This window comes from Luteolibacter pohnpeiensis (assembly GCF_016595435.1).
GTDB lineage: Bacteria > Verrucomicrobiota > Verrucomicrobiia > Verrucomicrobiales > Akkermansiaceae > Luteolibacter > Luteolibacter pohnpeiensis.
Window position 1 is genome coordinate 136,282 of the sequence record NZ_JAENIJ010000007.1, and the last position, 25,094, is coordinate 161,375.

23 protein-coding genes and 1 tRNA gene are annotated in these 25,094 nt (G+C 50.8%); 18 read left to right on the plus strand and 6 right to left on the minus strand.

Annotated features, from left to right (window positions below):
- The first annotated feature begins 228 nt into the window (after nucleotides 1-228).
- The 12 genes from JIN85_RS06505 (at nucleotide 229) to JIN85_RS06560 (ending at nucleotide 11,774) form a co-directional block, all read left to right on the plus strand.
- Nucleotides 229-891, plus strand: coding sequence for a cytochrome c3 family protein (locus JIN85_RS06505; protein WP_200268833.1), 663 nt, complete (start codon nucleotides 229-231; stop codon nucleotides 889-891).
- The gene (locus JIN85_RS06510) at nucleotides 888-3,674 is read left to right on the plus strand and encodes a TAT-variant-translocated molybdopterin oxidoreductase (protein WP_200268835.1); all 2,787 of its coding nucleotides are present in this window, start codon (nucleotides 888-890) and stop codon (nucleotides 3,672-3,674) included. Before JIN85_RS06505 ends, JIN85_RS06510 begins: the two co-directional genes overlap by 4 nt.
- A complete protein-coding gene (gene nrfD / locus JIN85_RS06515) occupies nucleotides 3,667-5,037 on the plus strand; it encodes an NrfD/PsrC family molybdoenzyme membrane anchor subunit (RefSeq protein ID WP_200268837.1) in 1,371 nt (456 codons plus the stop codon). Before JIN85_RS06510 ends, nrfD begins: the two co-directional genes overlap by 8 nt.
- Nucleotides 5,034-5,540: a DUF3341 domain-containing protein gene (locus JIN85_RS06520; RefSeq protein WP_200268839.1), complete on the plus strand. Its 507-nt coding sequence runs from the start codon at nucleotides 5,034-5,036 to the stop codon at nucleotides 5,538-5,540. Before nrfD ends, JIN85_RS06520 begins: the two co-directional genes overlap by 4 nt.
- A complete protein-coding gene (locus JIN85_RS06525) occupies nucleotides 5,537-6,124 on the plus strand; it encodes a c-type cytochrome (RefSeq protein WP_200268841.1) in 588 nt (195 codons plus the stop codon). Before JIN85_RS06520 ends, JIN85_RS06525 begins: the two co-directional genes overlap by 4 nt.
- 110 nt (nucleotides 6,125-6,234) lie before the next feature.
- The gene (locus JIN85_RS06530; RefSeq protein WP_200268843.1) at nucleotides 6,235-7,125 is read left to right on the plus strand and encodes a hypothetical protein; all 891 of its coding nucleotides are present in this window, start codon (nucleotides 6,235-6,237) and stop codon (nucleotides 7,123-7,125) included.
- The gene (locus tag JIN85_RS06535) at nucleotides 7,112-7,444 is read left to right on the plus strand and encodes a hypothetical protein (protein ID WP_200268845.1); all 333 of its coding nucleotides are present in this window, start codon (nucleotides 7,112-7,114) and stop codon (nucleotides 7,442-7,444) included. Before JIN85_RS06530 ends, JIN85_RS06535 begins: the two co-directional genes overlap by 14 nt.
- Before the next feature lie 59 nt (nucleotides 7,445-7,503).
- Nucleotides 7,504-8,232, plus strand: a complete 729-nt coding sequence (locus JIN85_RS06540) for an SCO family protein (protein ID WP_267906627.1) — start codon at nucleotides 7,504-7,506, stop codon at nucleotides 8,230-8,232.
- Nucleotides 8,229-9,230 (plus strand): cytochrome c oxidase subunit II, encoded by a 1,002-nt coding sequence (coxB, locus tag JIN85_RS06545; protein WP_200268849.1) that lies wholly within the window; start codon nucleotides 8,229-8,231, stop codon nucleotides 9,228-9,230. Before JIN85_RS06540 ends, coxB begins: the two co-directional genes overlap by 4 nt.
- Entirely contained in the window at nucleotides 9,227-10,846 is a 1,620-nt protein-coding gene (gene ctaD / locus JIN85_RS06550) for a cytochrome c oxidase subunit I (protein ID WP_200268851.1), read from the plus strand. The genes coxB and ctaD overlap by 4 nt, the downstream gene beginning before the upstream one ends.
- On the plus strand, nucleotides 10,843-11,514 hold the full coding sequence (locus JIN85_RS06555) for a cytochrome c oxidase subunit 3 (protein ID WP_200268853.1): 672 nt from the start codon (nucleotides 10,843-10,845) through the stop codon (nucleotides 11,512-11,514). The genes ctaD and JIN85_RS06555 overlap by 4 nt, the downstream gene beginning before the upstream one ends.
- A complete protein-coding gene (locus JIN85_RS06560) occupies nucleotides 11,511-11,774 on the plus strand; it encodes a cytochrome C oxidase subunit IV family protein (protein ID WP_200268855.1) in 264 nt (87 codons plus the stop codon). Before JIN85_RS06555 ends, JIN85_RS06560 begins: the two co-directional genes overlap by 4 nt.
- Before the next feature lie 15 nt (nucleotides 11,775-11,789).
- On the opposite strand, the gene JIN85_RS06565 is transcribed toward JIN85_RS06560, so the two are convergent.
- Nucleotides 11,790-12,755: a formate/nitrite transporter family protein gene (locus JIN85_RS06565; RefSeq protein WP_200268857.1), complete on the minus strand. Its 966-nt coding sequence runs from the start codon at nucleotides 12,753-12,755 to the stop codon at nucleotides 11,790-11,792.
- Here JIN85_RS06565 and JIN85_RS06570 point away from each other — a divergent pair.
- From JIN85_RS06570 to JIN85_RS06580, 3 genes are read left to right on the plus strand one after another with little or no spacing between them, the layout of a single operon-like run.
- On the plus strand, nucleotides 12,754-14,031 hold the full coding sequence (locus JIN85_RS06570) for a putative sensor domain DACNV-containing protein (RefSeq protein ID WP_200268859.1): 1,278 nt from the start codon (nucleotides 12,754-12,756) through the stop codon (nucleotides 14,029-14,031). The two genes, JIN85_RS06565 and JIN85_RS06570, sit on opposite strands and share 2 nt — an antisense overlap.
- Before the next feature lie 12 nt (nucleotides 14,032-14,043).
- Nucleotides 14,044-14,556 (plus strand): metal-dependent hydrolase, encoded by a 513-nt coding sequence (locus JIN85_RS06575; protein ID WP_200268861.1) that lies wholly within the window; start codon nucleotides 14,044-14,046, stop codon nucleotides 14,554-14,556.
- Between the two features lie 48 nt (nucleotides 14,557-14,604).
- Entirely contained in the window at nucleotides 14,605-16,515 is a 1,911-nt protein-coding gene (locus JIN85_RS06580; RefSeq protein ID WP_200268863.1) for a heavy metal translocating P-type ATPase, read from the plus strand.
- Nucleotides 16,516-16,554: 39 nt separating this feature from the next.
- On the opposite strand, the gene JIN85_RS06585 is transcribed toward JIN85_RS06580, so the two are convergent.
- From JIN85_RS06585 to JIN85_RS06605, 5 genes are all read right to left on the minus strand, one after another.
- Nucleotides 16,555-16,637 (minus strand) — tRNA-Leu (locus JIN85_RS06585).
- A gap of 214 nt (nucleotides 16,638-16,851) precedes the next feature.
- Complete coding sequence (locus tag JIN85_RS06590) at nucleotides 16,852-17,811, minus strand: M12 family metallo-peptidase (protein WP_200268865.1); 960 nt, start codon at nucleotides 17,809-17,811, stop codon at nucleotides 16,852-16,854.
- A 69-nt stretch (nucleotides 17,812-17,880) separates the two neighbouring features.
- Entirely contained in the window at nucleotides 17,881-18,705 is an 825-nt protein-coding gene (locus JIN85_RS06595; RefSeq protein WP_200268867.1) for a hypothetical protein, read from the minus strand.
- Nucleotides 18,706-18,757: 52 nt separating this feature from the next.
- Nucleotides 18,758-19,897, minus strand: a complete 1,140-nt coding sequence (locus tag JIN85_RS06600) for a hypothetical protein (protein WP_200268869.1) — start codon at nucleotides 19,895-19,897, stop codon at nucleotides 18,758-18,760.
- A gap of 227 nt (nucleotides 19,898-20,124) precedes the next feature.
- Nucleotides 20,125-21,393, minus strand: a complete 1,269-nt coding sequence (locus tag JIN85_RS06605) for a DNA polymerase Y family protein (RefSeq protein ID WP_200268871.1) — start codon at nucleotides 21,391-21,393, stop codon at nucleotides 20,125-20,127.
- Between the two features lie 259 nt (nucleotides 21,394-21,652).
- On the opposite strand from JIN85_RS06605, the gene JIN85_RS06610 reads away from it, so the two are divergent.
- The 3 genes from JIN85_RS06610 (at nucleotide 21,653) to JIN85_RS06620 (ending at nucleotide 24,959) form a co-directional block, all read left to right on the plus strand.
- The gene (locus JIN85_RS06610) at nucleotides 21,653-22,108 is read left to right on the plus strand and encodes a GNAT family N-acetyltransferase (RefSeq protein ID WP_200268873.1); all 456 of its coding nucleotides are present in this window, start codon (nucleotides 21,653-21,655) and stop codon (nucleotides 22,106-22,108) included.
- A gap of 71 nt (nucleotides 22,109-22,179) precedes the next feature.
- Nucleotides 22,180-22,620: a GNAT family N-acetyltransferase gene (locus JIN85_RS06615; RefSeq protein ID WP_200268875.1), complete on the plus strand. Its 441-nt coding sequence runs from the start codon at nucleotides 22,180-22,182 to the stop codon at nucleotides 22,618-22,620.
- A gap of 248 nt (nucleotides 22,621-22,868) precedes the next feature.
- The gene (locus JIN85_RS06620) at nucleotides 22,869-24,959 is read left to right on the plus strand and encodes a sulfatase family protein (RefSeq protein WP_200268876.1); all 2,091 of its coding nucleotides are present in this window, start codon (nucleotides 22,869-22,871) and stop codon (nucleotides 24,957-24,959) included.
- The last annotated feature ends 135 nt before the right edge of the window (nucleotides 24,960-25,094 follow it).

Consider the following 25,094-nt stretch of genomic DNA (forward strand, 5'->3'; position numbering starts at 1 on the left):
TTACCATGAAGGTTTTTTTGAACTCCGCAATGCAATCTCTCGTACCGGAATCGAGGAAACCATTTGTCGGAAAATGGACGCGTGCTATCTTCACAAATGCGACCGATTCCAAACTCCGGATACGATGTTGATTTTGAAAATCCCACGCAAGGGAATCGCAAGGACGCAACACCCCTGATCAATCCGTAATCTGACCGGTTTATGGAAGGTGGAAGAAATTCAGCCCGATTGTCCCGGCAGCTCTTTCCACCATCGGTCAATTACCTGGCGCGATGGATTCTCTTTCTCATCTTCAGCGGCATAACAACGGCAACGGTCATCTTCTACTATGGATACCGTTCCGACTGGTGGCAGGGACAACAAATGGCACCAGATCAACCAATTCTATTCAGTCATCATCATCATGTGACCGAATTGAAAATTGATTGCCGATTCTGCCATAGCACCGTGGATCAATCTTCGTTCGCAGGCATGCCGGCTACCAGCACTTGTCTCACCTGCCATTCAGGCGTCTTTACGGACAGTCCGATGCTCGCAGCTGCAGTTCAGAGCGAACAAACCGGGACTCCACTCAAATGGAACCGCGTTTACGATCTAGCGGACTACGTTTACTTTGACCACAGCGTCCACGTTTCCAATGGCATTGGCTGCACCAGTTGCCACGGTGACATCGGCAACCAGCGTCTCACTCGAAAAGCCCAACAAACTTATATGAGCTGGTGCCTGGATTGCCACCGCGATCCCGCGCAATACATTCGTGAGCCAAAGGATATCTACTCACCATCCGCGCCTGCACGATCGAATTTAACTGAAAATCGCAAAGTCGAGCTGCTGCATCAGTTCCGCATCGGCGGCCAACATCTAACCGATTGCACCACATGTCATCGATGAAAACATGGCGATCCCTGGATGAACTGGCTGGCAGTCGCGAACTCGACACCTGGCTACGGGATGAATTTCCCGCTGGAGCAGCTTGGTTGGATCATCAGGAACTCGGCAGCACCGAGATACGACGTCGCAAGTTTATCCAGCTGATGGGAGCCTCCTTGGGCTTGGCGGGGCTCACCAGTTGTGGCAGACAGCCGCAGGAAAAAATCGTCCCCTATGTGGATCAACCGGAAAATACAGTTCCGGGAGTTCCAAAATACTATGCATCTGCGATTTCATTTCGAGGTCACGCTCGGGGTATACTCGTCGAAAGTCATTCAGGTCGTCCTACCAAAATCGAAGGCAATCCAGATCATCCAGCCAGTCTTGGAGCAACCGATGCCGTTGCCCAAGCAAGTGTCTTGGGATTATATGATCCGGATCGTTCAAAAACGGTTTTACATCATGGCCGTATCTCGACTTGGGATAAGTTCGACGAGGCCCATCGGGAAATTCTGCAGCGCCATGCATCCGAATCAGGCGCAGGTTACGGAATCCTAATCGAGCCAACAAGCTCGCCCACGCTGAAGCGCCTGCTGGGAGAAATGCTAACAAGTTACCCGAAGGCGAAAATCTATCAGCATTCCGGGGTTGCTCCAACAGCCCCACAGCCGACCGTAAATTTCTCAAAACCGGATTTAATCCTTTCGATAGATGATGACTTTTTCACCAATCATCCCGACAGTCTGCGTTACATTCGGGAATTCACCAGCCGTCGAAAATCCGGCAGCAAACTCAATCGACTTTATGTCATTGAACCAACACCGACTCTAACGGGAGCCAAAGCGGATCATCGTTTGGCAGTCCGCCCATCCAGAATTGAACTCGTCGTCAACGCGCTTACCGATTCATCGATCCAACTGGAACCTCACGAATCGCGATTTGTGGAATCCTTAAGAGACGATCTCAAGAAGTTCGAAGGCAAGACCTTGATTCGCATTGGCAGCCACTTGTCTCCCAACCTCAAAAAATTGCGTTCAAAGTCGATTCAAGGACAAACCCCTCCCGATACCATCACAGGCTTTCCAGGGCTGGACCGTCTAACAAACGATCTAACAGGCGGTGCAATCCAATCCTTGCTTATTCTCGGTGGTAACCCGATTTACAATACCCCGGGAGATATCCCATTCAAAAATGCGCTTCGATTCGCGACTTTCACAGCTCACCTGGCAAGTCATGAAGATGAAACATCCCTCGCCTGTGAATGGCATCTCCCGGAAGCACACAGTTTGGAAACTTGGGGAGATCTTCTTTCCTACGACGGATCGCCTTCAATCTGCCAACCCATCATTGAGCCACTCTACAACGGCAGACCTGCGATTTGCATTCTAAAACCGGAGAAGGCACCTTACGAACTGGTTCGAAATACCTGGCAGTTGTTAGGTAATTATACAGATCTCACATTCGATGACTTTTGGAAGAAGTCCCTGTATCAAGGCTGCGCATCACCCGAAGCGCTGCGGAAAGCATCCACACTACCGACTTATACGGAGACTGACGAATCATCAGATTACAATTCATCGTTGAGAGAAGATCAAATTGATCTCGTGATCCAGCCCCATCCCCATATCGGGACGGGTGAAGGTGCGAACAATGGATGGTTGCAAGAACTCCCCCATCCATTCACCAAAATCGTTTGGGATAACGCGGCATTGGTAAGCCCTGAATTTGCAAAGTCGAGAAAACTCAAGAATGGCGATATCGTTCGCCTGAATCAAAGCATCGAAATTCCGATTTGGATACTACCAGGCCAGGCGGATGAAACAGTGACCTTGCACACGGGTTATGGAAGGATCGCTGCGGGTGAACTGGGCAACGGCGTCGGCACCAATGTATTTCCCTTGGGCCATGCCAAAAGGATCAGCAGTTTATCCAACACGGGCAAGACAGGGGAACTTGTTACCACCCAACATCATTCCATGATGGAAGGGCGTGAACTTTACTGGCAGATTGATCGGAATCATCCTACCAACGAACGACCGCCTGAAGTTCCAAACATTACGCTCTATCAGAACCCAGCGGAGCTTTTGAACGGTCGCTATGCCTGGGCGATGAGTATCGATCTAAGTAGCTGCATTGGTTGCAACGCCTGCGTTACGGCGTGTCAGGCTGAAAACAACATCCCTGTGGTCGGTAAGGAAGAAGTCGCCCGGGGACGTGAAATGCACTGGATCCGCATTGATCGTTACTTTATCGGCGAAAACGAAAGTGATCCGCGAATCGTCTATCAGCCAGTTACCTGTCAGCACTGTGAGCAAGCGCCATGCGAAGTGGTATGCCCGGTGGAAGCAACCGTCCACACTGCGGATGGCCTGAATGCCATGGTCTACAATCGATGCGTCGGCACCCGGTATTGCACGAACAACTGTCCTTATAAAGTCCGGCGCTTTAATTTTTTCGACTATCGCATCAAAAAAGGCAAAAACGATCCGCGCTCACTTCAGGCAAACCCGAATGTGACGGTTCGTGGTCGGGGCGTGATGGAAAAATGCAGCTACTGCGTGCAGCGTATCCAGCGCGCCGTCATTCAAGCGGATCGGGAACAACGGCGCGTCCGAGAAGGTGAAATCCGCACGGCTTGCCAGCAAGCCTGTCCATCCGAAGCGATCATCTTCGGTGATTTACGAAATGAAATGAGTGCGGTTGCCAGACAACGCAAGGACAACTCTGCGTATTCACTCCTCGGTGATTTGAACACCAGGCCGCGAACGATCTATCTAGCAGAACAAACCAACCGACATGTCTGAGCCGCGATCCCACTCTGATGAATTGCTGGCTCCAGGAACCACGGTGCCAGAGCTCGACCATGCCGTTGCAGGCGCAGTTCTGGAGCGAAAAATCCGGCGTGGCTGGATCTTTGGATTTTTTATCGCGTTCTCACTATTGATGCTACTCCTGGCTTCCATAGGCTGGCTTTTCATCAAAGGCGTTGGAATCTGGGGAATCAACGTCCCCGTCGCCTGGGGATTCGCGATTATCAACTTTGTCTGGTGGATTGGCATCGGCCACGCGGGAACATTTATTTCCGCGATCCTGCTCCTGCTTCATCAGCAATGGAGAACCTCAATCAATCGCTTCACCGAGGCCATGACCTTGTTCGCCGTCGCCTGCGCAGGACTTTTCCCAATCCTTCATCTTGGTCGTCCTGAATATTGCTATTGGCTTACTCCATATCCAAATACCATGGGGCTTTGGCCACAGTGGCGCAGCCCGCTGGTGTGGGATGTGTTTGCAGTTTCCACCTATGCTACGGTATCTTTGGTATTTTGGTATATTGGTCTTGTTCCTGACCTTGGAGTTTTACGCGATCGCGCATTTCAACAGGGTAAAATTTTCAGAGCGAAGATATTCGGGATTTTCTCTCTCGGCTGGCGAGGATCTGCGAAGCATTGGGAACATTACCATCGCGTCTATCTGATCCTCGGCGGATTGGCTGCCCCGTTGGTCATCTCGGTTCACAGCATCGTGGGAATGGATTTCGCGGTTGGCATTGTACCAGGTTGGCATTCGACCATCTTCCCGCCATTTTTTGTCGCTGGCGCGATCTATTCTGGTTTCGCCATGGTTTTGACACTCTTGATCCCGGTCCGAGCCATCTATGGATTGAAACCATTCATCACAGATAACCATCTGGATAAAGCCGCAAAGGTGATGCTTGCGACAGGAACCATGGTTTGGTTCGGCTACTATTGCGAACTCTTCATGGCTTGGTACAGCGGTGACGGCTTCGAGCGCTTCCTGGTATGGAATCGGGCAGCAGGCCCGTATGCTCCAGCCTATTGGATGTTGATCCTTTGCAACACGATCATCATCCAGGCGCTATGGTTCAAATGGGTGCGGCACCACGTTGTCGCATTGTTCATCATCTCCATCTTCGCAAATATCGGGATGTGGCTGGAGCGATATGTCATTGTCGTGGTCAGCCTTCACCGTGATTTCCTTCCCTCCTCGTGGGGGAGTTATCACGGGACTCGATGGGATTGGGCTACGTTCGCAGGCACGTTTGGATTATTCTTCACCCTGCTATTCCTCTTCATTCGACTGATCCCGATGATCAGCATCACAGAAATGCGCGAATTCATCACGGAAAAACGGAAGGAGGACCCATGAGTTACGGGCTCTTACTCAAAGTCGATGGGCCAGACGAATTGGTCGCAGCTGCGAATCAGGCACGCGCGGAGCAGCTGGCACCGATGGATGCGTTTACGCCATTTCCGGTGGAAGGATTAACCGCAGCTATCGGTGGCAAACCTTCACCCATACCATGGATCATGCTGGTCTGTGGCATATCCGGAGCGGTTCTCGCATTTGGCACCATGTGCTTCGCTGCCACCATCCACTATCCCTTCAACGTTGGTGGAAGGCCACACTTCAGCTGGCCGGCATTCGTTCCCATCACTTTCGAACTGACTATTTTATTCGCAGCGCTGGGTGGTGCGTTATCTCTAGCCATTTTGTCGAAGCTGCCTCGTTTGAGTCATCCTGTTTTCAACGACAGTCGTTTCCGAGAATCAGCCCAAGCAGGATTCTACCTGCTGCTACCGGACAGCGATCAGGCACGTGCATTTCTAACTGCTAGATATGCAGATTCATGGGAGGAGGTGGAATCATGAAGGCATGGATTTGGCCAATCGTTGCCACATTATGTTTTGCATCCTGCTCCAAAGACGAAATGGCAGATACACCGCGATTTGAACCCATGGAGGAATCGAATTTGTTTCCAAATGGAACTTCAGCACGAATAGCTCCAGATGGAACATTGGCGAGAGAGGATTGGGATGAGAACCCGAGTATTTCCACTGGCGTGGATCCAGCGACCGGCAATGCAGCCGAACACTCACCATTGCCATATACCAAGGCAAGAATCGAACGAGGTCGGCTTCTATTCAACATTCATTGCGCCGTGTGCCATGGAGAGGACGGCTATGCCAAAGGTATCATTGTCCGGCGCGGCTTTCCATCTCCACCCTCCTATCATACCGAGCGTCTTCGAAACGCGCCGGATGGACATCTGTTCGATGTGATCACCAATGGCTATGGCCGGATGTATCCATTCCGTGGGACAATCAAGGCTACCGATCGATGGGCTGTGGTGAGTTACATTCGTGCCTTACAAAGGGGGCAACATGCAACTTTGGATGATATCGCAGATCCCGAGATGCGTAAAAAACTCGAACAGGAAAGGAGTGGTTCATGACCTCCGGGAAACTCTATCGCCTATCTGCCATAGCCGCAGCTTTGAGTATCGCCGGTTGCATTTTTGCACCCCAGTCAATGATTCAGGGATACTTGATAGCGATTCTAGCCGTGATTCAGCCAGCACTAGGCTGCTTGTTCCTCGTTCTGCTTTTTCAAACAACCGGAGGCCGCTGGGGCAAAAAACTTCTGCCAGCGTTACTTGCTGGGAACGCGTTCGTGATTCCGAGCCTGCTCGCACTCATTCCTATTCTGGTTTTTGTGCCAACCATCTATCATTGGAGCGATGTTGGTGATCGGGCGATTTTCCTGAACCGGATATTTTACACCATCCGATGGGCCATCTACTTCATGGTCTTTGGAGGCTTATCGTTTGCAATACGAAAAGGCAAACAACCGGGTGCTGGTGGTTTAATCGTTTTTTCATTGGTCGGATACTTCTTTGCAATCGATGAAGTCATGGCCATTGATCCGAAATGGTATTCCAGTGGCTTCCCCGTGGTATTCATGGCGAGCGCCGCACTAATGGCCATGGCCTTGGCCACACTAACAATAGCCAGCGATGAATCCGAGCCCTTGGCTTGGAGGGACATCGGTGGCCTTCTCATGGCCATGGTAGTATTTTGGAGTTATGTAGCTTTTACACAATTCCTGATCATCTGGATGGGGAATCTGGAATCCGAGATCGGCTGGTATGTAAAACGTGGAACAGGCATTTGGCTGGCGATTTCCATTCTGATTGCGGTATTCAATTTATTTGTGCCGTTTTTTCTATTGCTGGCTCGCTCGATCAAAGATCAGGCAAGGCGTTTGCAGAAGGTCGCGATACTCATCTTTGGCTGCCAGGTCATTTATTTATATTGGCTCATCGCCCCCTCCTTCGGAAATCGTGGAATCAGCGGTGCTCATTGGATTGATCCATTCATCATCATTGCAGTAATCAGCTTCTCCGGGGGTAGATTCATGAATTCTTACCAGCATTCGATTCGTGAAAACATTTGATAAGAATAGCTCAAGCACACCCTATGAAACCACGGATGCGAATCCACGTCATCTTTGGCAATTCGTCATCGGGACACTGGCATGCCTAGGTCTGATTTTGGCTATACTAGCGATGATCTATAAAACGAATCACAATTCCATAAAATCACCTGAAAGGTTTGAGCAAATCAGTAGCATTCGAAAAAACTGGAAAGAAATCGACGCAGAAAATCAAAAGCATTTAACCGGCTATCGATGGATAGATCAAAACCATGGCACACTGCAGGTACCCATCGAACGTGCGATGGAGCTTATCGAGGAGAAGGAGGAGCACCCATGAAATGGATCACTCTCCTGACTCTATTCCTCACCCTGTTTTGTCAGGCAAAGGCTGATAGCATGGATCCGCAACGAGTGGGCATAGATCAAAACATCGGTCAGCAACTTCCACTGAATCTGCCATTCCGTGATGATGAAGACGGACAAGAACATCCCCTCGGCGACTATTTCCGATCGGACCGCCCAGCCATTATGGTAATGGGCTACTTCGAATGCCCCCAGCTATGCACGGTGGTGATGAATGGACTGGTGGAATCGCTCACCGAGATCAAACCGCGGGTCGGAACTTCTTTTGATGTTTTTTTTGTCAGTATTGATCCCAACGAAACCGCCAAACTCGGAGCTAAAAAAAAGCACTCTTATGTCAAGCTCTACGGAAAACCAGAAACCGCACACGGTTGGCACTTTCTAACAGGCAGCCAAAAATCGATATCGGCATTAGCTCAAGCCATCGGATTTCGGTATCAGACAATACCGAATTCAACTCAATTCGCACATGCAAGCGGGTTGACGGTAGTGACCCCGAAAGGAAAAATCTCGCAGTATTTTTACGGCATTGAATTTCCACCAAAAGAGCTCGTAAAAGCCATCCATCAGGCTGGAGAGGAAAAAGAAGGCAACAAAGTCAAAGAGCTCATTTTACTTTGCTGTCAATATAACCCGATTCATGGACAATACGGTATGATCATTTGGCGGACGCTTCAAGTCGGCGCTGCCATGACCCTCCTCTGGCTTGCCTTCTTCATCGTTCGTAATCTTCGAGGCCCCGGGAAGGAGGTGGCTTCATGAGATTTTTAACCGCATCCATTCTGCCGGTTGAAGCCAGCGAACATGCCACCCGGGTCGACTATCTATTTTACAGTTTGCTCGCGGTCAGCATTGGCATCGTTATACTACTTACGTTTTTAATAACGTATTGCATCATCCGATATCGAGCAGGTTCATCAGCCGACCGCACACCGCTGAAAATCGATTCAAGAAAACTTGAAATCACTTGGACCATCTTGCCTGGTCTTATTTTTATCGGCATCTTCGCATGGGGGGCAAAATTATACATTGAAGGCGACCAATCCGCCCCACGAAGTGACACTGTGTATATTCTTGCACGCCAATGGATGTGGGAAACGCGCTATCCCGATGGCAGGCGCGAGCACAATCGACTCCACCTCCCTATTGGCAGGCCGATTCAACTTCTCATGACCTCCGAAGATGTCATCCATAGCCTGTATCTGCCATCCATGCGGATGAAGCAGGATGTTCTACCCGGCAAATATGTCTCTCTCTCTTTCACACCAGACAAGGTTGGCACATTTCCATTCTATTGTGCGGAATACTGCGGAACAAAGCATTCCGCCATGATTGGCGAGGTGATCGTCATGGCCCCACAGGATTATCAAAAGTGGCTGACTGAGGGTAATCAAAATCAATCGCTGGCAAAACAAGGAGGCAAACTTTTCGCAGAAATGGGCTGTGCCGGATGCCATTTTCCCGGCTCCAGTGTCCATGCACCACTCCTGGAAGGTATTTATGGGAAAAACATACCACTTGATAGCGGCGAATTCGTCACGGCCGATGAAACCTATATCCGTGATAGCATCTTGCTGCCGCTGAAACAGATTGCAGCCGGTTACGAGCCGCTTATGCCTACCTATGAAAGCCAGCTCAATGAATCTCAGGTCATGGCGTTGATTGAATACATCAAATCGATGAAGAATGATGCGGGTTCTAGTCACCTTGAGCTACGCCCGAATCCGCCTGGCACAAAATCAGCCAATCCAGATCCATGAACGAGTCTTATCTAACAGAGAGCGGAATGGGATTCAGATCCTGGTTTCTGACCAGAGATCACAAGCGCATCGCCATCCTCTACCTCATCTCTATTACCATCTTCTTTCTAATCGGTGGAGTGGCGGCTGGATTGATGCGCAGCGAGTTAGCCACTCCGAAAGGTGATCTAGTGACTTCAGACACTTACAACCGTCTATTTACCTTACACGGGGTAGTTATGGTTTGGTTTTTTCTGATTCCGTCGATTCCGAACGTCTTGGGAAATTTCCTCCTGCCATTGATGATTGGCGCGAAAGACCTCGCATTCCCCAGATTGAATTTAGCATCTTGGTATGTTTTCATGTTCGGCGGAATACTGACACTTTGGTCCATCGTGATCGGCGGAGTGGACACCGGCTGGACCTTCTACACACCTTACAGCAGCACGTATGCGAACTCCCATGTCATTCTGATGGCGACGGGAGTTTTCATCTCGGGTTTTTCCTCGATTTTCACCGGACTCAATTTCATTGCCACCATCCACAAAATGCGAGCCCCAGGCCAAACCTGGTTCAGGTTGCCGTTATTTGTGTGGTCACTTTACTCCACCAGCATCATTCTCGTTCTAGCAACTCCCGTGCTGGCGGTCACTTTGGTACTGGTCGCATTGGAACGATTGGGTGGGGTTGGAATTTTTGATCCAGCTATCGGCGGAGATCCTTTATTATTTCAGCACCTATTTTGGTTCTACTCGCATCCAGCGGTTTACATCATGATTCTACCAGGCTTTGGCGTGGTTAGTGAAATCATTCCGTGTTTCTCAAGAAAACGTATTTTCGGCTATCGGTTTATAGCATTCGCCAGCGTATCCATCGCAGTGCTTGGATTTCTGGTCTGGGGACATCACATGTTTGTTAGCAGCCAAAGTGTGTTTGCTGGCATTGTTTTTTCCTTCCTTAGCTTCATGGTCGCCATCCCCTCTGCAATCAAAGTGTTCAACTGGACGACGACACTCTATAAAGGCCAAATCACACTGAGCACTCCGATGATCTATGCACTCGGATTCATCGGACTCTTCACCATCGGCGGCTTAACCGGCTTATTCCTCGCCACTCTGGCAGTTGATGTCCATGTTCACGATACCTATTTTGTCGTGGCTCACTTTCATTACATCATGGTGGGAGGGATGGTCATGGCTTATTTGGGGGGAATTCATTACTGGTGGCCTAAAATCACTGGCCGGATGTATCCAGAAAAACTCGGTCAATTATCGGCACTCATTATATTTGTAGGATTCAACCTGACATTCTTTCCTCAATTTCTACTTGGCTATCTGGGAATGCCTCGAAGGTATCACGCCTATCCTGAGCAATTTCAGATGTTGAACATCTTATCGACCGCAGGAGCTACGATCCTCGCAGTCGGCTATCTATTCCCCTTGTATTATCTACCGCGTTCATTTTTCCGAGGCCCAAAAGCCCCCCAAAACCCATGGCGAGCCACCGGGCTTGAATGGACCATCGCATCCCCTCCCTCTTCTCACAATTTCGAGGTAGTTCCGACCGTTGACGATGAGCCTTACAATTACCTTAAAATGGATGCCGTGGCGTCATCGGAAACGGAGGTAACGCCATGAACCGGGACCATATCAGCGATCTGCCTGACCATCTGTCCGATTCAAATCAACGGGCGGAAATGGCGACACTCGGGATGTGGATTTTTCTCACCACTGAGGTTCTATTCTTTGGTGCACTATTTCTCGCATTTACGATCTATCGGCACAAATATTCAGCGGATTTTGTCGCTGCGAGCGACCACTTGAACGTCTGGTTAGGTGGACTGAATACCTTCATTCTCCTGACCAGCAGCTTTTTCGTCGCCCTTGCTGTTGCAGCTGCCCATGCAGGAAATCGCAAACGAACGAACTGGCATCTCTGTGCCACTGTGATTCTAGCCGTAATTTTTTTAGGCATCAAAGCCATCGAGTATCATCAAGACTTCACCGAGAAACTCATTCCGGGCCGACATTTTAACGTAAGCGGAACCGATTCTTCAGCCATCGCTCATCAGCAGTTGTTCTTTTGCTTTTATTTCATCATGACAGGAATTCACGCCTTTCACATGATCGCAGGAACCGGAGTGATGGCGTGGATGATCATGAAAAATCTACGTACAAAAGAGGATCCAATGACTCAAACGGATCGGATTCGAGTCGAATCCATCGGTCTCTACTGGCACTTCGTCGACATCGTCTGGGTATTTCTATTGCCGTTGCTCTATCTAACCGGACTGGAAAGGCTATGAAATTCTCAACACTCTTATCAGTTTACATTGGACTGGTATTATTGCTTGCCCTGTCCCTTGGCATGGCGTTCATGCCACTCCATGGATCTCTGAAGCTGGTCGTGGGACTAGCCGTGGCAGCCGCCAAAGCCACCCTCATTGTCTGGTTTTTCATGCATGTCCGTTATCAAAGCGGCTTGATTCGAGTTTTCGCTGCAGCTGGCGGTTTCTGGTTATTGCTGATGTTTGTTCTAACAGCCGTCGATTATTTAACTCGTTGAAGAGAAGAACCGTTTTCAATTCTTGGCATTTTCCTCACGATTGAATTGGGCATGGGCAAGGGCTGAAACCAGCGCCACGCCACCGACGATATTTCCGAGCAGTGTCGGAATCACAAACGACCCTAGCGATTTCCAAATCGAAATCTCAGATGTCACCACCAGATAAAACGATTCGATACTTCCGGCAATGATGTGCGCGAAGTGGCCAATTCCGACGACATAGCTGATGATGATAATCACCCAGACTCTGGCGACTTCTGCGAAGGGCATCAGCCACACCATCATTGCAATCAACCATCCCGCAAACACGGCTCGCACCATCGTCACCCCGAACGAGTGAGCCATCGCCTCGCGACCGATTTTTGCAAATTCCTCACGGACACTCGGATCGAAAACATCGCCGTGAGCTGCAATCCAGGCGAAGGCGAAACCACCCGACAAGTTGGCGAGCAAAACAATCCCCCATAGCCGGGCGACATTCCAGAACACCGAGAGTTTTTTGCATTTCAGAAGCTGCAATACGGGCGTCAGCGTGTTTTCTGTAAACAATTGCTGGCGTCCCAGAATCACGATGAGGAAACCGATGGTATAACCCAGTTTACTTAAAAGAGGGGTCCACTCCGCTTCAGGCAAAAAACTTCGTAGCAATGCCGGAGTCGCCACCGAAAATCCCATCGAGAGTCCCGCCGCCAATCCGGACCAAGCCAAAGCAGCACTCGGCCTGGAGAGCTCGAAATCCGCCTCATTCAAAATCGCATGATAGACGACCTTGCCGGGCGGAGCTGTGCGTTCGTCCGCCTCTTGCATGGCTTCGGCGTGTTCCTGATCTTTTGCTTTTTGATCCGATTCCCACATTAAACCAAAAGTAGCCTCATCTGAGGAATTTGCCAACGGATGGATGAACTCATCTTCCGCACCAGAAAGTTCGTTTTTGCAGCATTTCCGCTTTCCTCCGGGAATCAGAAATCTAGGTTTTGGCATGACTGATGAGCAGGAAACCAGCGCCCCAACCCTTGCCGAACTGGTTCATCAGATGTTTGAGCAACTTTCCGGAATAGAAGGACATCCATCAGAAATCCAGATTCGACAGCTGTGCGACTGGCTCTACGCGGCAAGTTTGCTGAAAGAGGAAGGTCGCGCAGTCCGCGCCAGAGTCATCATTGCGCCACCGGATTCATTCGAGTCTTCTGCCAATTCCCCGGATAGCCTCTATGTCATCCGCTTTGCGGTTTCGCACGGACTTTCGCCCAACGAGATCAAGCGCATTAGTCCAGCTGCCAGTTTCTTCCATTCCGCAGTAGGAGTCTGGCCGGATCGCGACCGCGGATTCCGCATCTGGGGCATCATCAATACCGGACCGCGTTGGCTGAATCTCGTCGCAGGTGGCCGCAAGCCGATGGGAAAAGATATTCCCTTCCCTGTCGTTCACATCCGCGATCCCGGATGGCTGCTGTTTTATGATTGCTATAGCTTGATCGCTGAGTGGCGTGGGCGTGAATTCCACGGCCCGCGAATCGATGTGTTCCAGTCCAATCTGCTGCAGGAGCGATTTGATGGGATGCGCAGACGCTTGATCGGTGAACTCGCCAACGGCTGTCTGCCCGATACACTCGATGTCGAAGTTTACTCAACGCTCGCCCACCAAATTTCTCTCCAGTTCGTCAAACGCATCATCAATTTGGTGCGGACCAGCGGCCACGGTGGAAGTTTAGTGGTTTTACCCGCAGGTGAGGAAGGCCAGGATGTGACAACACGCTGGATCGATTGCAAATATTCAGCAGAACCGAATGTCCACGAATTAAGATTTCGCACCTTGTTGAAATCCATCCTGCGTCGTGTTGGTCAGCTCAGCCCAAAAGGAGCCGACGCCGATGAAGCATGGGAGGTCTTCAAAAACAGTTCGGATAGTGAACTGGATGAAATGGAGGAAGCGTTCTTCGAGCTTGCCCGCTTTTTCTCCGATCTCATGCAAGTCGACGGAGCATTGATCATCGATAACCGGATGTCCGTGATCGGATTTGGTGGAGAAATCCGCGTGGACCGCAACGTCCTGCAGGTCGGCCAAGCACACGATTTGGGTGGAACCTTCGTCACCAGTTGGAATGTTCAAGGTGATGGCACACGCCACCGCTCGGTTTACCGTTTGTGTTCGGTCGAGCCATCGGTGATTGGTTTCGTCATTTCCCAGGACAGTCAGGTGCGCATGATCGCAAATGTGAATGACAGCGTGGTGTTTTGGGCGCATTCCATGATCTAATTCCTCCAGATCATGGACATCTTCACGCATGCCTTGGCCCCGGTATTGATTGCTCGCAATACATTGGGAAGGAGAAGGCCGTTTTCCGGCAAAGAATTTATCCTGATCGGGATCTTCGGTGCCTTGCCGGATATCCTCAACCCCCACCTCTCGCTCAGCGCGCGCATGCACAGCTGGTCGCACGGTCTTCCGTGCTGGGCCGGTATCACTCTTTTGCTACTCATGGTCTCGCGGATTCCAAAAATTCAGGTTTCGCTTCGGGTCGCCGCATTCATGTCATTTGCCTACCTTTTACACATGGCATGCGATTCCATATCGGGTGGCATCGATTGGCTCTACCCAGCTGGCAGCTTTGTATGGGGCGATTACTGGGTGGACCCGACGCTTTGGGTTCCATTGGATATCTTACTGATCTTGATCGCCTATCTCCAGTTTCGCTTATTGCCCATGCGTCGCAAACTCGCAGCCGCAAAGCGCAAAACGGCAGAGAGCAACGGCACTCCTCTCGATCGTCACCAAGACTGACAAAAACAAGCTTTGCCAGTCCCCGACTTTTGATGGCATTCTCTGCCGATGCCAGTGGATTCGATCCAATCCCGAACCCAGCGAAATGCCGATTCGTTTCGAGCTCGTTGGAACCTCCTGTGGTCAGAAAAAGCGAATTGGATCGCCGCGTTGGCCATTTTGGGAATTGGCGCCCATCTGCTCCTTCGTTTCGGATTTCATAGTTCGGCAAACGTGCATTCCATACCGCTTTGGATCACGCTCACGGTGGGCGGTCTGCCGATGCTTTACGAATTGGCAGGCAAGCTGTTCAAACGTGAATTTGGCTCTGATCTGTTAGGTGGCATTTCCATCATCACATCCGTCCTCTTGGGAGAATACCTCGCTGGTTCCATCATCGTCCTGATGTTGTCCGGTGGTGAGGCATTGGAACGATATGCGTTACAAAGTGCCTCCTCCGTGTTGTCAGCACTGGCGCAGCGAATGCCGACCATTGCCCACAAGAAACAACAATCGGGAGTTTCGGAAGTCTCGTTGGAGCAGATCGAAGTTGGAGATACCTTGATCATTTATCCTCACGAAACCTGTCCCGCTGACGGTGTGGTGATTGATGGGCATGGCACCATGGATGAGTCCTATCTAACAGGAGAACCTTTCCAGATTACCAAAACTTCCGGCTCTTCTGTGATTTCCGGAGCGATCAACGGAGGTGCCGTTCTAACAATTCGCACCACTCGCCTGGCAGCGGACTCCCGCTATGCGAAAATCATGGAGGTGATGCGGAAATCCGAGGCGGAGCGCCCGCGACTGCGCCGCCTTGGAGATCAACTGGGTGCCATCTACACGCCCATCGCTTTGTTAGTCGCAATCAGTGCGTGGCTCATCAGTGGCGAGGTCTTGCGGTTTCTAGCAGTGCTCGTCATCGCCACCCCGTGCCCGCTTTTGATCGGAATCCCGATCGCCATCATTGGTTCGATCTCACTTTGCGCCCGCCGTGCCATTATCGTCAAAAGCCCGGTGGTTTTGGAACAAATCACCAGCTGCCGGACTGCGATTTTCGATAAAACCGGAACTCTAACTTATGGGAACCCAAAACTAACCGAACTGCTCAGCGCCAAGGATTTTAAGGATGACCTCGTTCTAACCATGGCTGCGAGCTTGGAGAGATACTCGAAGCATCCCCTTGCCCAGTCGATTCTGAATGCCACTGCTGAACGAAAAATCCAGCTGCCCGAAGCAACCGAGGTTGAAGAAAAACCCGGCCAGGGTTTACGCGGCACGGTTTCCGGGCACAGCGTGATGATCACCAGTCGCAAGCAAGTGCTGGCTCAAAATTTATCCGGGGCTGACGAGTTGCCTGCAATCGCCGGTGGACTGGAGTGCGTGGTCGTCATCGACGAACGATATGCCGGAATGCTGCGCTTTCGCGATGCCCCGCGTGCTGAAAGTCGGCCATTTGTGAACCACCTCGGCCCCAAACACCAATTTCAAAGCGTGATGATTGTTTCAGGCGATCGTGAATCGGAAGTGCGCTATTTGGCCGATGAAGTGGGCATTGAACAAATCTACTCTCAGCAGAGTCCTGAGGAAAAATTGGCGATCGTCCGCGCGGAAACATCGCGAGCCAAAACTTTGTATGTGGGAGACGGCATCAATGATGCCCCATCCATGATGGCTGCCACTGTTGGCATGGCCATCGGCCAAAATAGTGATGTTACCGCCGCAGCCGCCGGAGTTGTGATTCTCGATAGCACTCTAACAAAAGTCGACGAATTCATGCACATCAGCCGAAGGATGAGAGGCATTGCATTGCAAAGCGCGGTCGGCGGCATGGCCTTGAGCATCATCGGCATGATCTTCGCATCTCTCGGCTACCTGAATCCGGTAACGGGAGCGATTTTACAGGAAGTCATCGATGTTTTGGCCGTCCTCAATGCCCTACGAGCTGCCTTTCCTCCGAAAGTGATACACGACCTTTAAGCGCGCCTCCACGAGCTGTTTTCTCGGTTTTTACGAAAGTGCCGCCGGCCGGACTCGAACCGGCACGTCCTTGCGGACAACGGATTTTAAGTCCGCAGCGTCTACCATTCCACCACGGCGGCATTTTTCATAAGCTCTTCTCTTCCAGCAAATTGAGTAATTCGCCAGCCTCTGGCAAGAGCCATGTTCTATGCAGAAATCCCTGTTTCCAGCGACGCTCCCACACGGAACCCGGCGAAGATGCCGCGAACTGGCGGACGATGTCTAGCCTTTCCTACCAGAAAGCAAAAAACGCCGCCGGATTTCCCGACGACGTCTTTTTTGAGTAGAATTCCCTTAGTGAATCCAAACAGAGGTCATGGCATCGTTCAAACCGGAGTAACCGGTGAAATAAGCCTGCCCGCCATTGGCATCAGGATAAAGATTCCAGGTGGTCCCTGTAAAATTGATATCTTGATAGATGGTAACCGTCCACCCGGATGGAATGGTGCAGGAAGACGCCCAGTCATTGGGTATACCTACAGCAGCCAAATCCGCCATGTTATAATATCCCTGAGTCAACATGGCTCCCATCGCACCACCATAGTTCACATCCTGATAGAATGTGACCGCGCTGATCGCCGATGCCTGACTGGCCCGGGTGCTCCGGTTGTTATAAACCGTGGAAGTGTTATTATGAGTCGAATCACCAATGGTCACCCCACCAACCGAGAGGTTCGGATTGGAATAATACGGAATGTTGGCTCCGTTGCATGCCGCCATGATGGTGCCGCCCTGGGTTCCGGCGCACATTCCGGCTTCGTGGCTTGCTCCATAGTTGTGTCCGATCTCATGTGAGAAAATTTCCCACTGGACCGAGTCACGACCGGAAGTTCCATGATTTCCCGGTTGATAGGCGAGGCCGGCGTTATCCACGTAAGGGCAACACAGGAATAAAAGGTCCGCTCCGCGACCACTTGCATAGCTGCGGAAGCCGGCACAATCGCTGCCGTTTGCCAACGAGTCCAGCCACCAGCCGGAACCGTTTGTGTTATCGGTGCTGATTTGATAGTAGCCGGCGATTCGCCAATACACATCTGTTCCACTATTTGAGTGGACCGTATTACTAATGGCGTTGTGGGTTGAAATCCGGGATGCCAAGGCATTGTACCCGCCATACCGGGTCGCCTGATTCGGGGTCCAGCCGTAAGCAACATCCGCCTGTACCGCCGCCATCGCTCCGGGTGCCAGTAGCACCGCGAATGCTGATGATAGGCATCCTAACATCCAGGATTTCGTTTTTTTTGTTATGTTCATTTCCAGTTCAGTTTTTGTTTCGGGTTTTCCACAAATGAATCGGACATCTATGGAAAAGTGGGTTTGACTTCACGGAGACGAGGGGCTCCCCACATCAAAAGGGCTTACCGTTTCCACAGGTCCTTGTGGCTGCGCGGCTTGACGTGCCACGCGATCAATCTGATTGAGAACCACTTCACCAGGTTCCCGTGCATCTCCTTCAATATAAATTTCGGGAGAAACAATCACCAATGAGGTATAACCGTGGACACTGGACATCGCGACCATGGTATCAGGCCGGTCCTTCAAGGTGCCTGAAATATTCCATTCGTTCGTCCCTTGCGGACTCTCCGCACGAACGATTTCAACTTCATATTCCTTTCCATCAAAACCCGGCAACTTCGCGGTCTTTAAGGCGGCGCCCTGAGTCGCAACTTCTTTGCCCAAGCTTTCGATGTAATCAGAGCAATAGACCAACTGCCGCTTATTGACCCATTGGTTATCGGTCTTCAAGCGATCCTCTTCTTCCTCCGTATGCGACAGGTCACGCATGGCCTCGTCCGTTTTTCCATCCTCAGCCGTCCAGGCGAAATCATCACTACGCATGCTGACGGCGAACGGCCGAAGCCGGAATCCTTCCCGGTTAGGAACTGTTAGAAACTGGCCATCTGCTTGGAATCTGCCATCGGGCGAATTCGTCAAATCATCCCCATTCCCATAGACTCCCCTTTTTCTCGCAGTTTCGCGATCGCTCGAATTCAAGGCCCCTAACGCAATGCTGGATCCGGATGATTGAGTTTGAACCGGACTTGATTGAGAAGATCGGTCAGACCATGCGGCAAGACGATATACCGCTATCGAAATCATCGCAGCGATGCACGCTCCGCCTAACAATCGGATCAGTGTTTTTTTCATAAATCAGTTCGAGGATTTTCAGAAATCCAGAAATTCCGCCTCTACGGCAGGACTAGTCCTTCTTTGCCTGAATCAAACGACTCGCTTTTTCCGTGTAGTCGCTGGCCAGTTTCGGGTCAGAAAAATACGAAGCGACTTCCATGGCATATTCCGGATTCTCGCCCATCGTCGCTTCCAGAAGTCTAACAAGTGCCCGATCGCGCAGCGCTTCCTGTGGTGGTCCGCCGGGCATGCCGAAAAGTTTGAATAGCTCATCGGGCTGATTGATCAACTCCGCCGCCATTTCCGGATGGGAACGGGAAAGCGCACCCATGACATCCTCTAACATCATGGTTCGTCCAGCACATGATGGAGCCGTTCGGATCCACTCCAGAGCTTCATCCGGCTGTTCATCCACTTGCCGGGAGACCAATTGTGATGCCCATGCTGACACCGCTTGATCCTGAAGATTGTTTTTAAAAAGCGCATCCAATTGGGTGAAATTTGCCGGACTTGAAGTCTCTACCAAGGCTTCCAAAGCAGCATTCCGAATTCCCTCTTGTTCCTTTGGTAAATCTTCGATCCACGCTAAAAACTCCGGCAATTGCGATTGCTGCTCGTGCTGGCAAATCGACGAAACAAAAGCCAGTTGCACGAACGGTCGCGCATTTGATTCAGCAGCGACACTTGAGAATTGACCTAAAACTCCCTCCACATCGTTTTGAACCCAACGATTCATCAACGTTCTCTCCAATGGCACAATTCCCGGTGATGCATGAAGCCGGGCTAAAAAGCTCATCGTTCCCGCCGGGTCATGCTCAAACAACTCCTCAGCCATTCGAATCATCGACTCATGATAACGAGACGGATCGTTCTCATAAGCCGAGGCGATTCCTTCTAACAAGCTCGCCGGACCGATCTTTTTGGAGTGAATCAATTGATCGATCAATTGCTGTGTCGCCCCTGAATCCGGCTGAGTTTTCCAGCTGTCTACCCATTCCTGACGCAACCCCTCGTTCTGCTTCGCAGATTTCCGGGGAATCTCCCGATCAAGACGTTTTTCGGCAGTTTGGTGATCACCATCCTCCTTGTGGTTAGTCTCCAACCATACAAGAATAAATCCACCTAAAAATGCAGCAATCAATCCGATCTGAAGTTTCCGCCAATTGTTAGATTTTAGATGGAAGCTCTTCAGAATTTGCGGATTTTTCATGAAATGACGGGTATTTCAGATGAAACTACATCTCGAATTTTGTTTCCTGAAATCGACAAATTTCAGATTAAAAACCATTCGAATATCTACCACGCTTAGTGGCCACCCACATCCTGGTGCAAGCCTAAAAGCATATCACCCATCTTTTTTGCTTATAACCCAATTCATAAATTGTCCTAAGAAAACAATCTTCTCAAATCTACCCACGAAACCATCTTCTTGCCCGGTTAGCCATCGTCACGACGATCATTCTCAATGCCCAATTCTGGAATATGAGTGAATGAAATGCGCATGGGAGCCTTATCCCGGGAGTGATGGACCGAACCCATATAAACACATTGCCGTCCGTATTTTGCCCGTAGCCGATCAATGGCCTGATCAAGACGCGCATGTTTCGCCGCATCTTCCGGACAACTTTCGTTAATCGTTCCGCCAAATAAATCGGGCGTGTGATTGGAACGATCCAGTAGCTTTCCCAATACGCATCCTACTTGAAGAAGACGCGCATGAGGTTCCGGTCGATCCCGCCACAACCGGTGAAGCGCTCGCATCAGAACCAAAGTGGAGTCAGTCTCAAAAAAACTGATCTCCGGAGACCACCTGGGTCCTCCAAAAAAGCCGAGTTGTATCGTCAACGACCCTGCCACCAGACCATGATTGCGTAGCCTCTCACATGCTTTGTGCAGCAGCTTGCAAAGAATTGGCCAGGCCTGATCCGGTTTTCTCGACTCAGGCGGCAGCACGTGCGAGTGCCCGATGGATTTCCGCACCGTTTCCAGATCAGGCATGATCATTCCCCTCAAAAGATACCACAGCCGATCTCCAAGCACGCCTCCCCATACGCCTCGTAAAACCTCCTTGGAGGCTCCACATAGAGACTCCACGGAGTGAATTCCCGCAGCATGCAAGCGAGTTTCCATGCTCCGTCCGACACCTGTTAGATCGGAAAGCTGCAATTCATGCAAAGCCACCGGGAGGTCATTCTGCTCAATGATGAAAAGCCCATCCGGCTTCCGCATCTTGCTTGCGAGTTTCGCCAGATAGCGGTTCGGTGCCGCCCCGATACTAACCTTGATGACGGGTGAGACATCATTCGCGACTTTGCTTTTGATCTGTTGACCGAGATTTCGAACAAACTCCGGATTCCGCCAATTGAGCGGTAACCAAGCCCACATCTCATCAATCGAAAGGACTGCCTCCACATGGATGCAATCTTCCACCGCAGCGATTACCCGGTGATGCGCTTTAACATATTCTGCCGGTTTCGCTTCAACAATGTGGATCCCGGGACATAAGATCCGTGCTTCCCGAATCCCAGTTCCCGTTTTCACTCCATAAGCTTTAGCCTCATACGATGCGGCAATGCAGCACGAGGTCTCGGCCATCACCGGAGCCACCCCCACGGCTTTTCCTCGCAGGGACGGATCAAGATGCTGCTCAACACTCGCAAAAAACGAGTCGCAGTCGATAAATAGGGCGCTCAGTGACGGGTCCACAGTCAGGACCTTTGCCTTTTGAGGGACATCCCGTCAATCCTCAAAAGTGTTCATTTGAACCTGTTCGAAAAATTCAATCATTGCATCAATTACCCGGGATTCTTTTTCGGAAAAATTTGGATTTTTGATTCATTTTTTGTTCTCCTCAAAATGAAATCTCACCTCACCATGATTTAATGACTTCAGGCACGTTTACTCAGATAAAGTGCGGAGAACACTCACCTTGGATCATTCTCAACAGAAAATTTTGCTGAAATCCATGACACCAATAGACATATCTATTTTGAGCAAAAGACTTCCCGGCGACGAAGATCGCCTTATCTGTTATAGGATCAAAAAAGCAGCGTTGATGCGGTATGTTGAATCGCTATGGGGATGGGACGAGCAGCTGCAAATTGCTTTCCATCAAAAGGACTGGGAGACTCAAAAGCCAGAAATCATCACATTAGGGAGTTGTGACATCGGGACCATCGAAATTATCAAAAACGATCAAGAACTGCACCTTGGCGAATTTTATCTTTTACCAGATTACCAGAACCAAGGAATTGGATCTCACCTCCTGACTCTGTTGACTCAAGAGGCTGACACGTTGGCCTTACCCATCAAACTAGAAGTCATTAAAATCAATCCTGCAAAAAACCTATATCTGAGGCACGGCTTTGTCGACATCGGAGAAACCGAAACCCACTTTCTCATGAAACGAGAGCCCAAATGAAAATCTAACAAAAAGACAAGGATTCAAAAAACATTCATTCGCTGATAAATCAAGATCATCCAACCCGCACCATGTTTTATCAAATACGCGAAGCTTGTGCTGAAGATGCCGAGTCCCTCTCCCATTTGATTGCTGTACTCGGCTACAAACTGGAGCCAGCTGATGTCATTTCCCGCATCGCAGCCTATCAGAATCCATTGAGTAAAACATTCGTCGCGATTCTAGAAACCGAGTTGGTGGGATTTTTAAGTTTTCACGCCATTCCTCTTTTCCATGAAATCCCGATGCTTGGGCGTATCACCGCCATGGCGGTTGAACCGGTTCACCAGAGAAAAGGAATTGGAGCATCCTTGGTGAAAGCTGCTGAAAATTTCGCGATCTCGATCGGCTGCACGAGAATGGAAGTGACCAGTAGCGACAGGCGGGAAAAGGACGCCCATGTTTTTTATGAGGCACACGACTACCGCCCGGACTGCAGACGTTTCCTCAAGCATCTGGAGTCACCGGTCTGACGGCGCACTGCAAGCAGTCCCCCCTTCACCAGCTGGGCCACTGAAACGATGAACGGTTCAACGGCGGTTTCGCCATTCATGAATCGGTCATTTCTGCGAATCTGAACTGTTACCAGACTTGATGTGTTCCGAAGTTGTAGCATGCTTGCCGCCCCTTGAGCCACTCGCCCCTACCCGATCCCAAGCGCCCGGCAGCCCGGTTTTTCCCTGTTTTTGGCGGCGTTTCCGTCTTTTTCATCTACCAATTCGTGCAGGCCATTATCCGCCTCGCGGGCGGGTCCGGCTCCATGGACAACAAATTCGCTTCGCTGGCGAAAGACGAATACATGGGGTTTCTGATCGGGCAAAATCTGATGCTCATCCCTGCGTATCTGTTACTCGCAGTTGCCGGTGCGCTTTTGGTGCAGCCGCTGGCATCATTTTGGACGAAAAGATCCAAATTTCGCGCCGCCTGGGCCGTTGCACTGCGGGCACTCCTGCTGACTGGAATCATCGATGGTTATTGCACGCTCCGGCTGGTGGACACCCGGCCGTATTTCCTTCACGACAATGCTTTCAGCAACAGCTACTATGGCATGCTGGATGTGATCCCAAACGCGATCCGGCCGCAGAGCTTCTTCCAGCTCTTTCATGTCCTACCGGTGCTATTTTTGATCGGTGTGGGGATTTGGCACATCCAGCGCCACGGGAAACGGGGATGGATCACCGCTGGTGCTCTTTCCCTGATTGTGCTTGGCATTTTCGGATATCAGGAAATCGGAAATCTTCGTAAACCGACCATTGAGTCGGCTCACGATGCTCCGAATATCATCATCATTGGCTCGGATTCGTTACGGGCGGATCAGCTTGGCGTGGGCGGGAATCATCCAACGCGCAAAGACGGTTTGGCAGCCGCTGGTGTTTCACCGGTGATTGATCGCCTGGCAGAGAAATCGACCCGTTTTGAAAACTGCTACACTCCGATTGCTTCGACCTTGGAATCCGGCACTTCGTTGATGACCTCGGAATACCCTCAGTCGCACGGCTTGCGGCAAATGTATCCCAATCGACAAACGGTCGAAAAAACCCAGAAGAGCACCATCCCGCTGGCGGATGTGTTGAAGAAAAAAGGCTACTCGACGGCGGCAATCGGCGATTGGTGTGCGGGCTATTATCATGTGATGCCGCTGGGATTCGACGACATCTCGGTTTCCAGCTTCGACAGCTTTAAAATCTACATGAGCCAGGCGGTGGTGATGGCCCACTTCGAAATTCCGCTCTATTTTGACAACCCACTGGGATACAAAATTTTCCCGCAACTCGGAGCGTTTGCCGAATTCGTAACTCCGGAGGTTGTCACCAAGCGCGTCGAGGATCGCCTGGCAGATCCAGCGATCCACCGGAAGCCATTTTTCTGGCACGTTTTTTATTCGTGCACTCACCTTCCCTATCGATCCCAAGAGCCGTATTGCAGCATGTTCGGCGATCCGAACTACCGTGGTGCCAACCAAACGGGGGTCGATTTCGACATCAATACCTTCATCGGAGGCACGGATTTGGAATCCAAATGGAAAGCTCTGCCGCCGGAGGAAGTATCGCAAATCCGCTCTCTTTACGACGGCTGCACCCGGCAATTTGACACCTGTGTCGGCCGCATCCTTGCCTCATTGAAAGCCAATGGACTGGCGGACAATACCATTGTCATCATCACTGCCGATCACGGCGATGATCTCTACGAACCTGGAGTTACCTTAGGGCACGGCCTCACCTTCAATGGCGGGCTGCAGGCCAATCACATCCCGATGATCGTTTATGTCCCCGGAGAACCTGCGAAAGTCATTCCTGAATCGGTGCGTTTGATCGATGTAGCCCCAACGATCGCCGATTTGGCTGGGGCCGATAAACCAAAAATCTGGCAGGGGCAAAGCTTTGCGGGATGGCTGCACGGTCACTCACCTGAAGCCTGGCGCCCGTTTTATGGAGAAACCGGATTTCCGTTCATTCAGTTCACCGTCCCGGGAGTTGAACGCCCGAAGCTCCCGCCGATGGATGAGCTCACCAAGATCGACCCGGACTACAATTATCAATTCGTCCTCAAAGACCAATACCTGGACCGGCTGATCCAGGCCAAGCAGCGATGCCTGCGGACCCAGCATTGGAAAATCGTCTGCACGCCCACCTCATCTGGAAAACGGCATTTCTCGCTGTTCAACCTCACGGATGATCCATTCGGCGAACACGAACTGACTGAGCAACGCCCGGAAGTTCTCGCCCCGATGCAGCGGGCTTTGGAGCGATGGATGGACGAGAAAAAAGAGTCATCCATTCAGGAAATTTTCCCTGCCGGAGAACCGAGCTGACGTCTGAAGCATTTTTCAAACAAAACTCGCATTTCCCAAAATCAGCACCATGCTGCAGGCACTGAAATTGCACCGCAGTTGCATTGCCGCTTGAGTTCCAATCCTGCCGCCGTCAGCATTTCGCCACTCACTTGC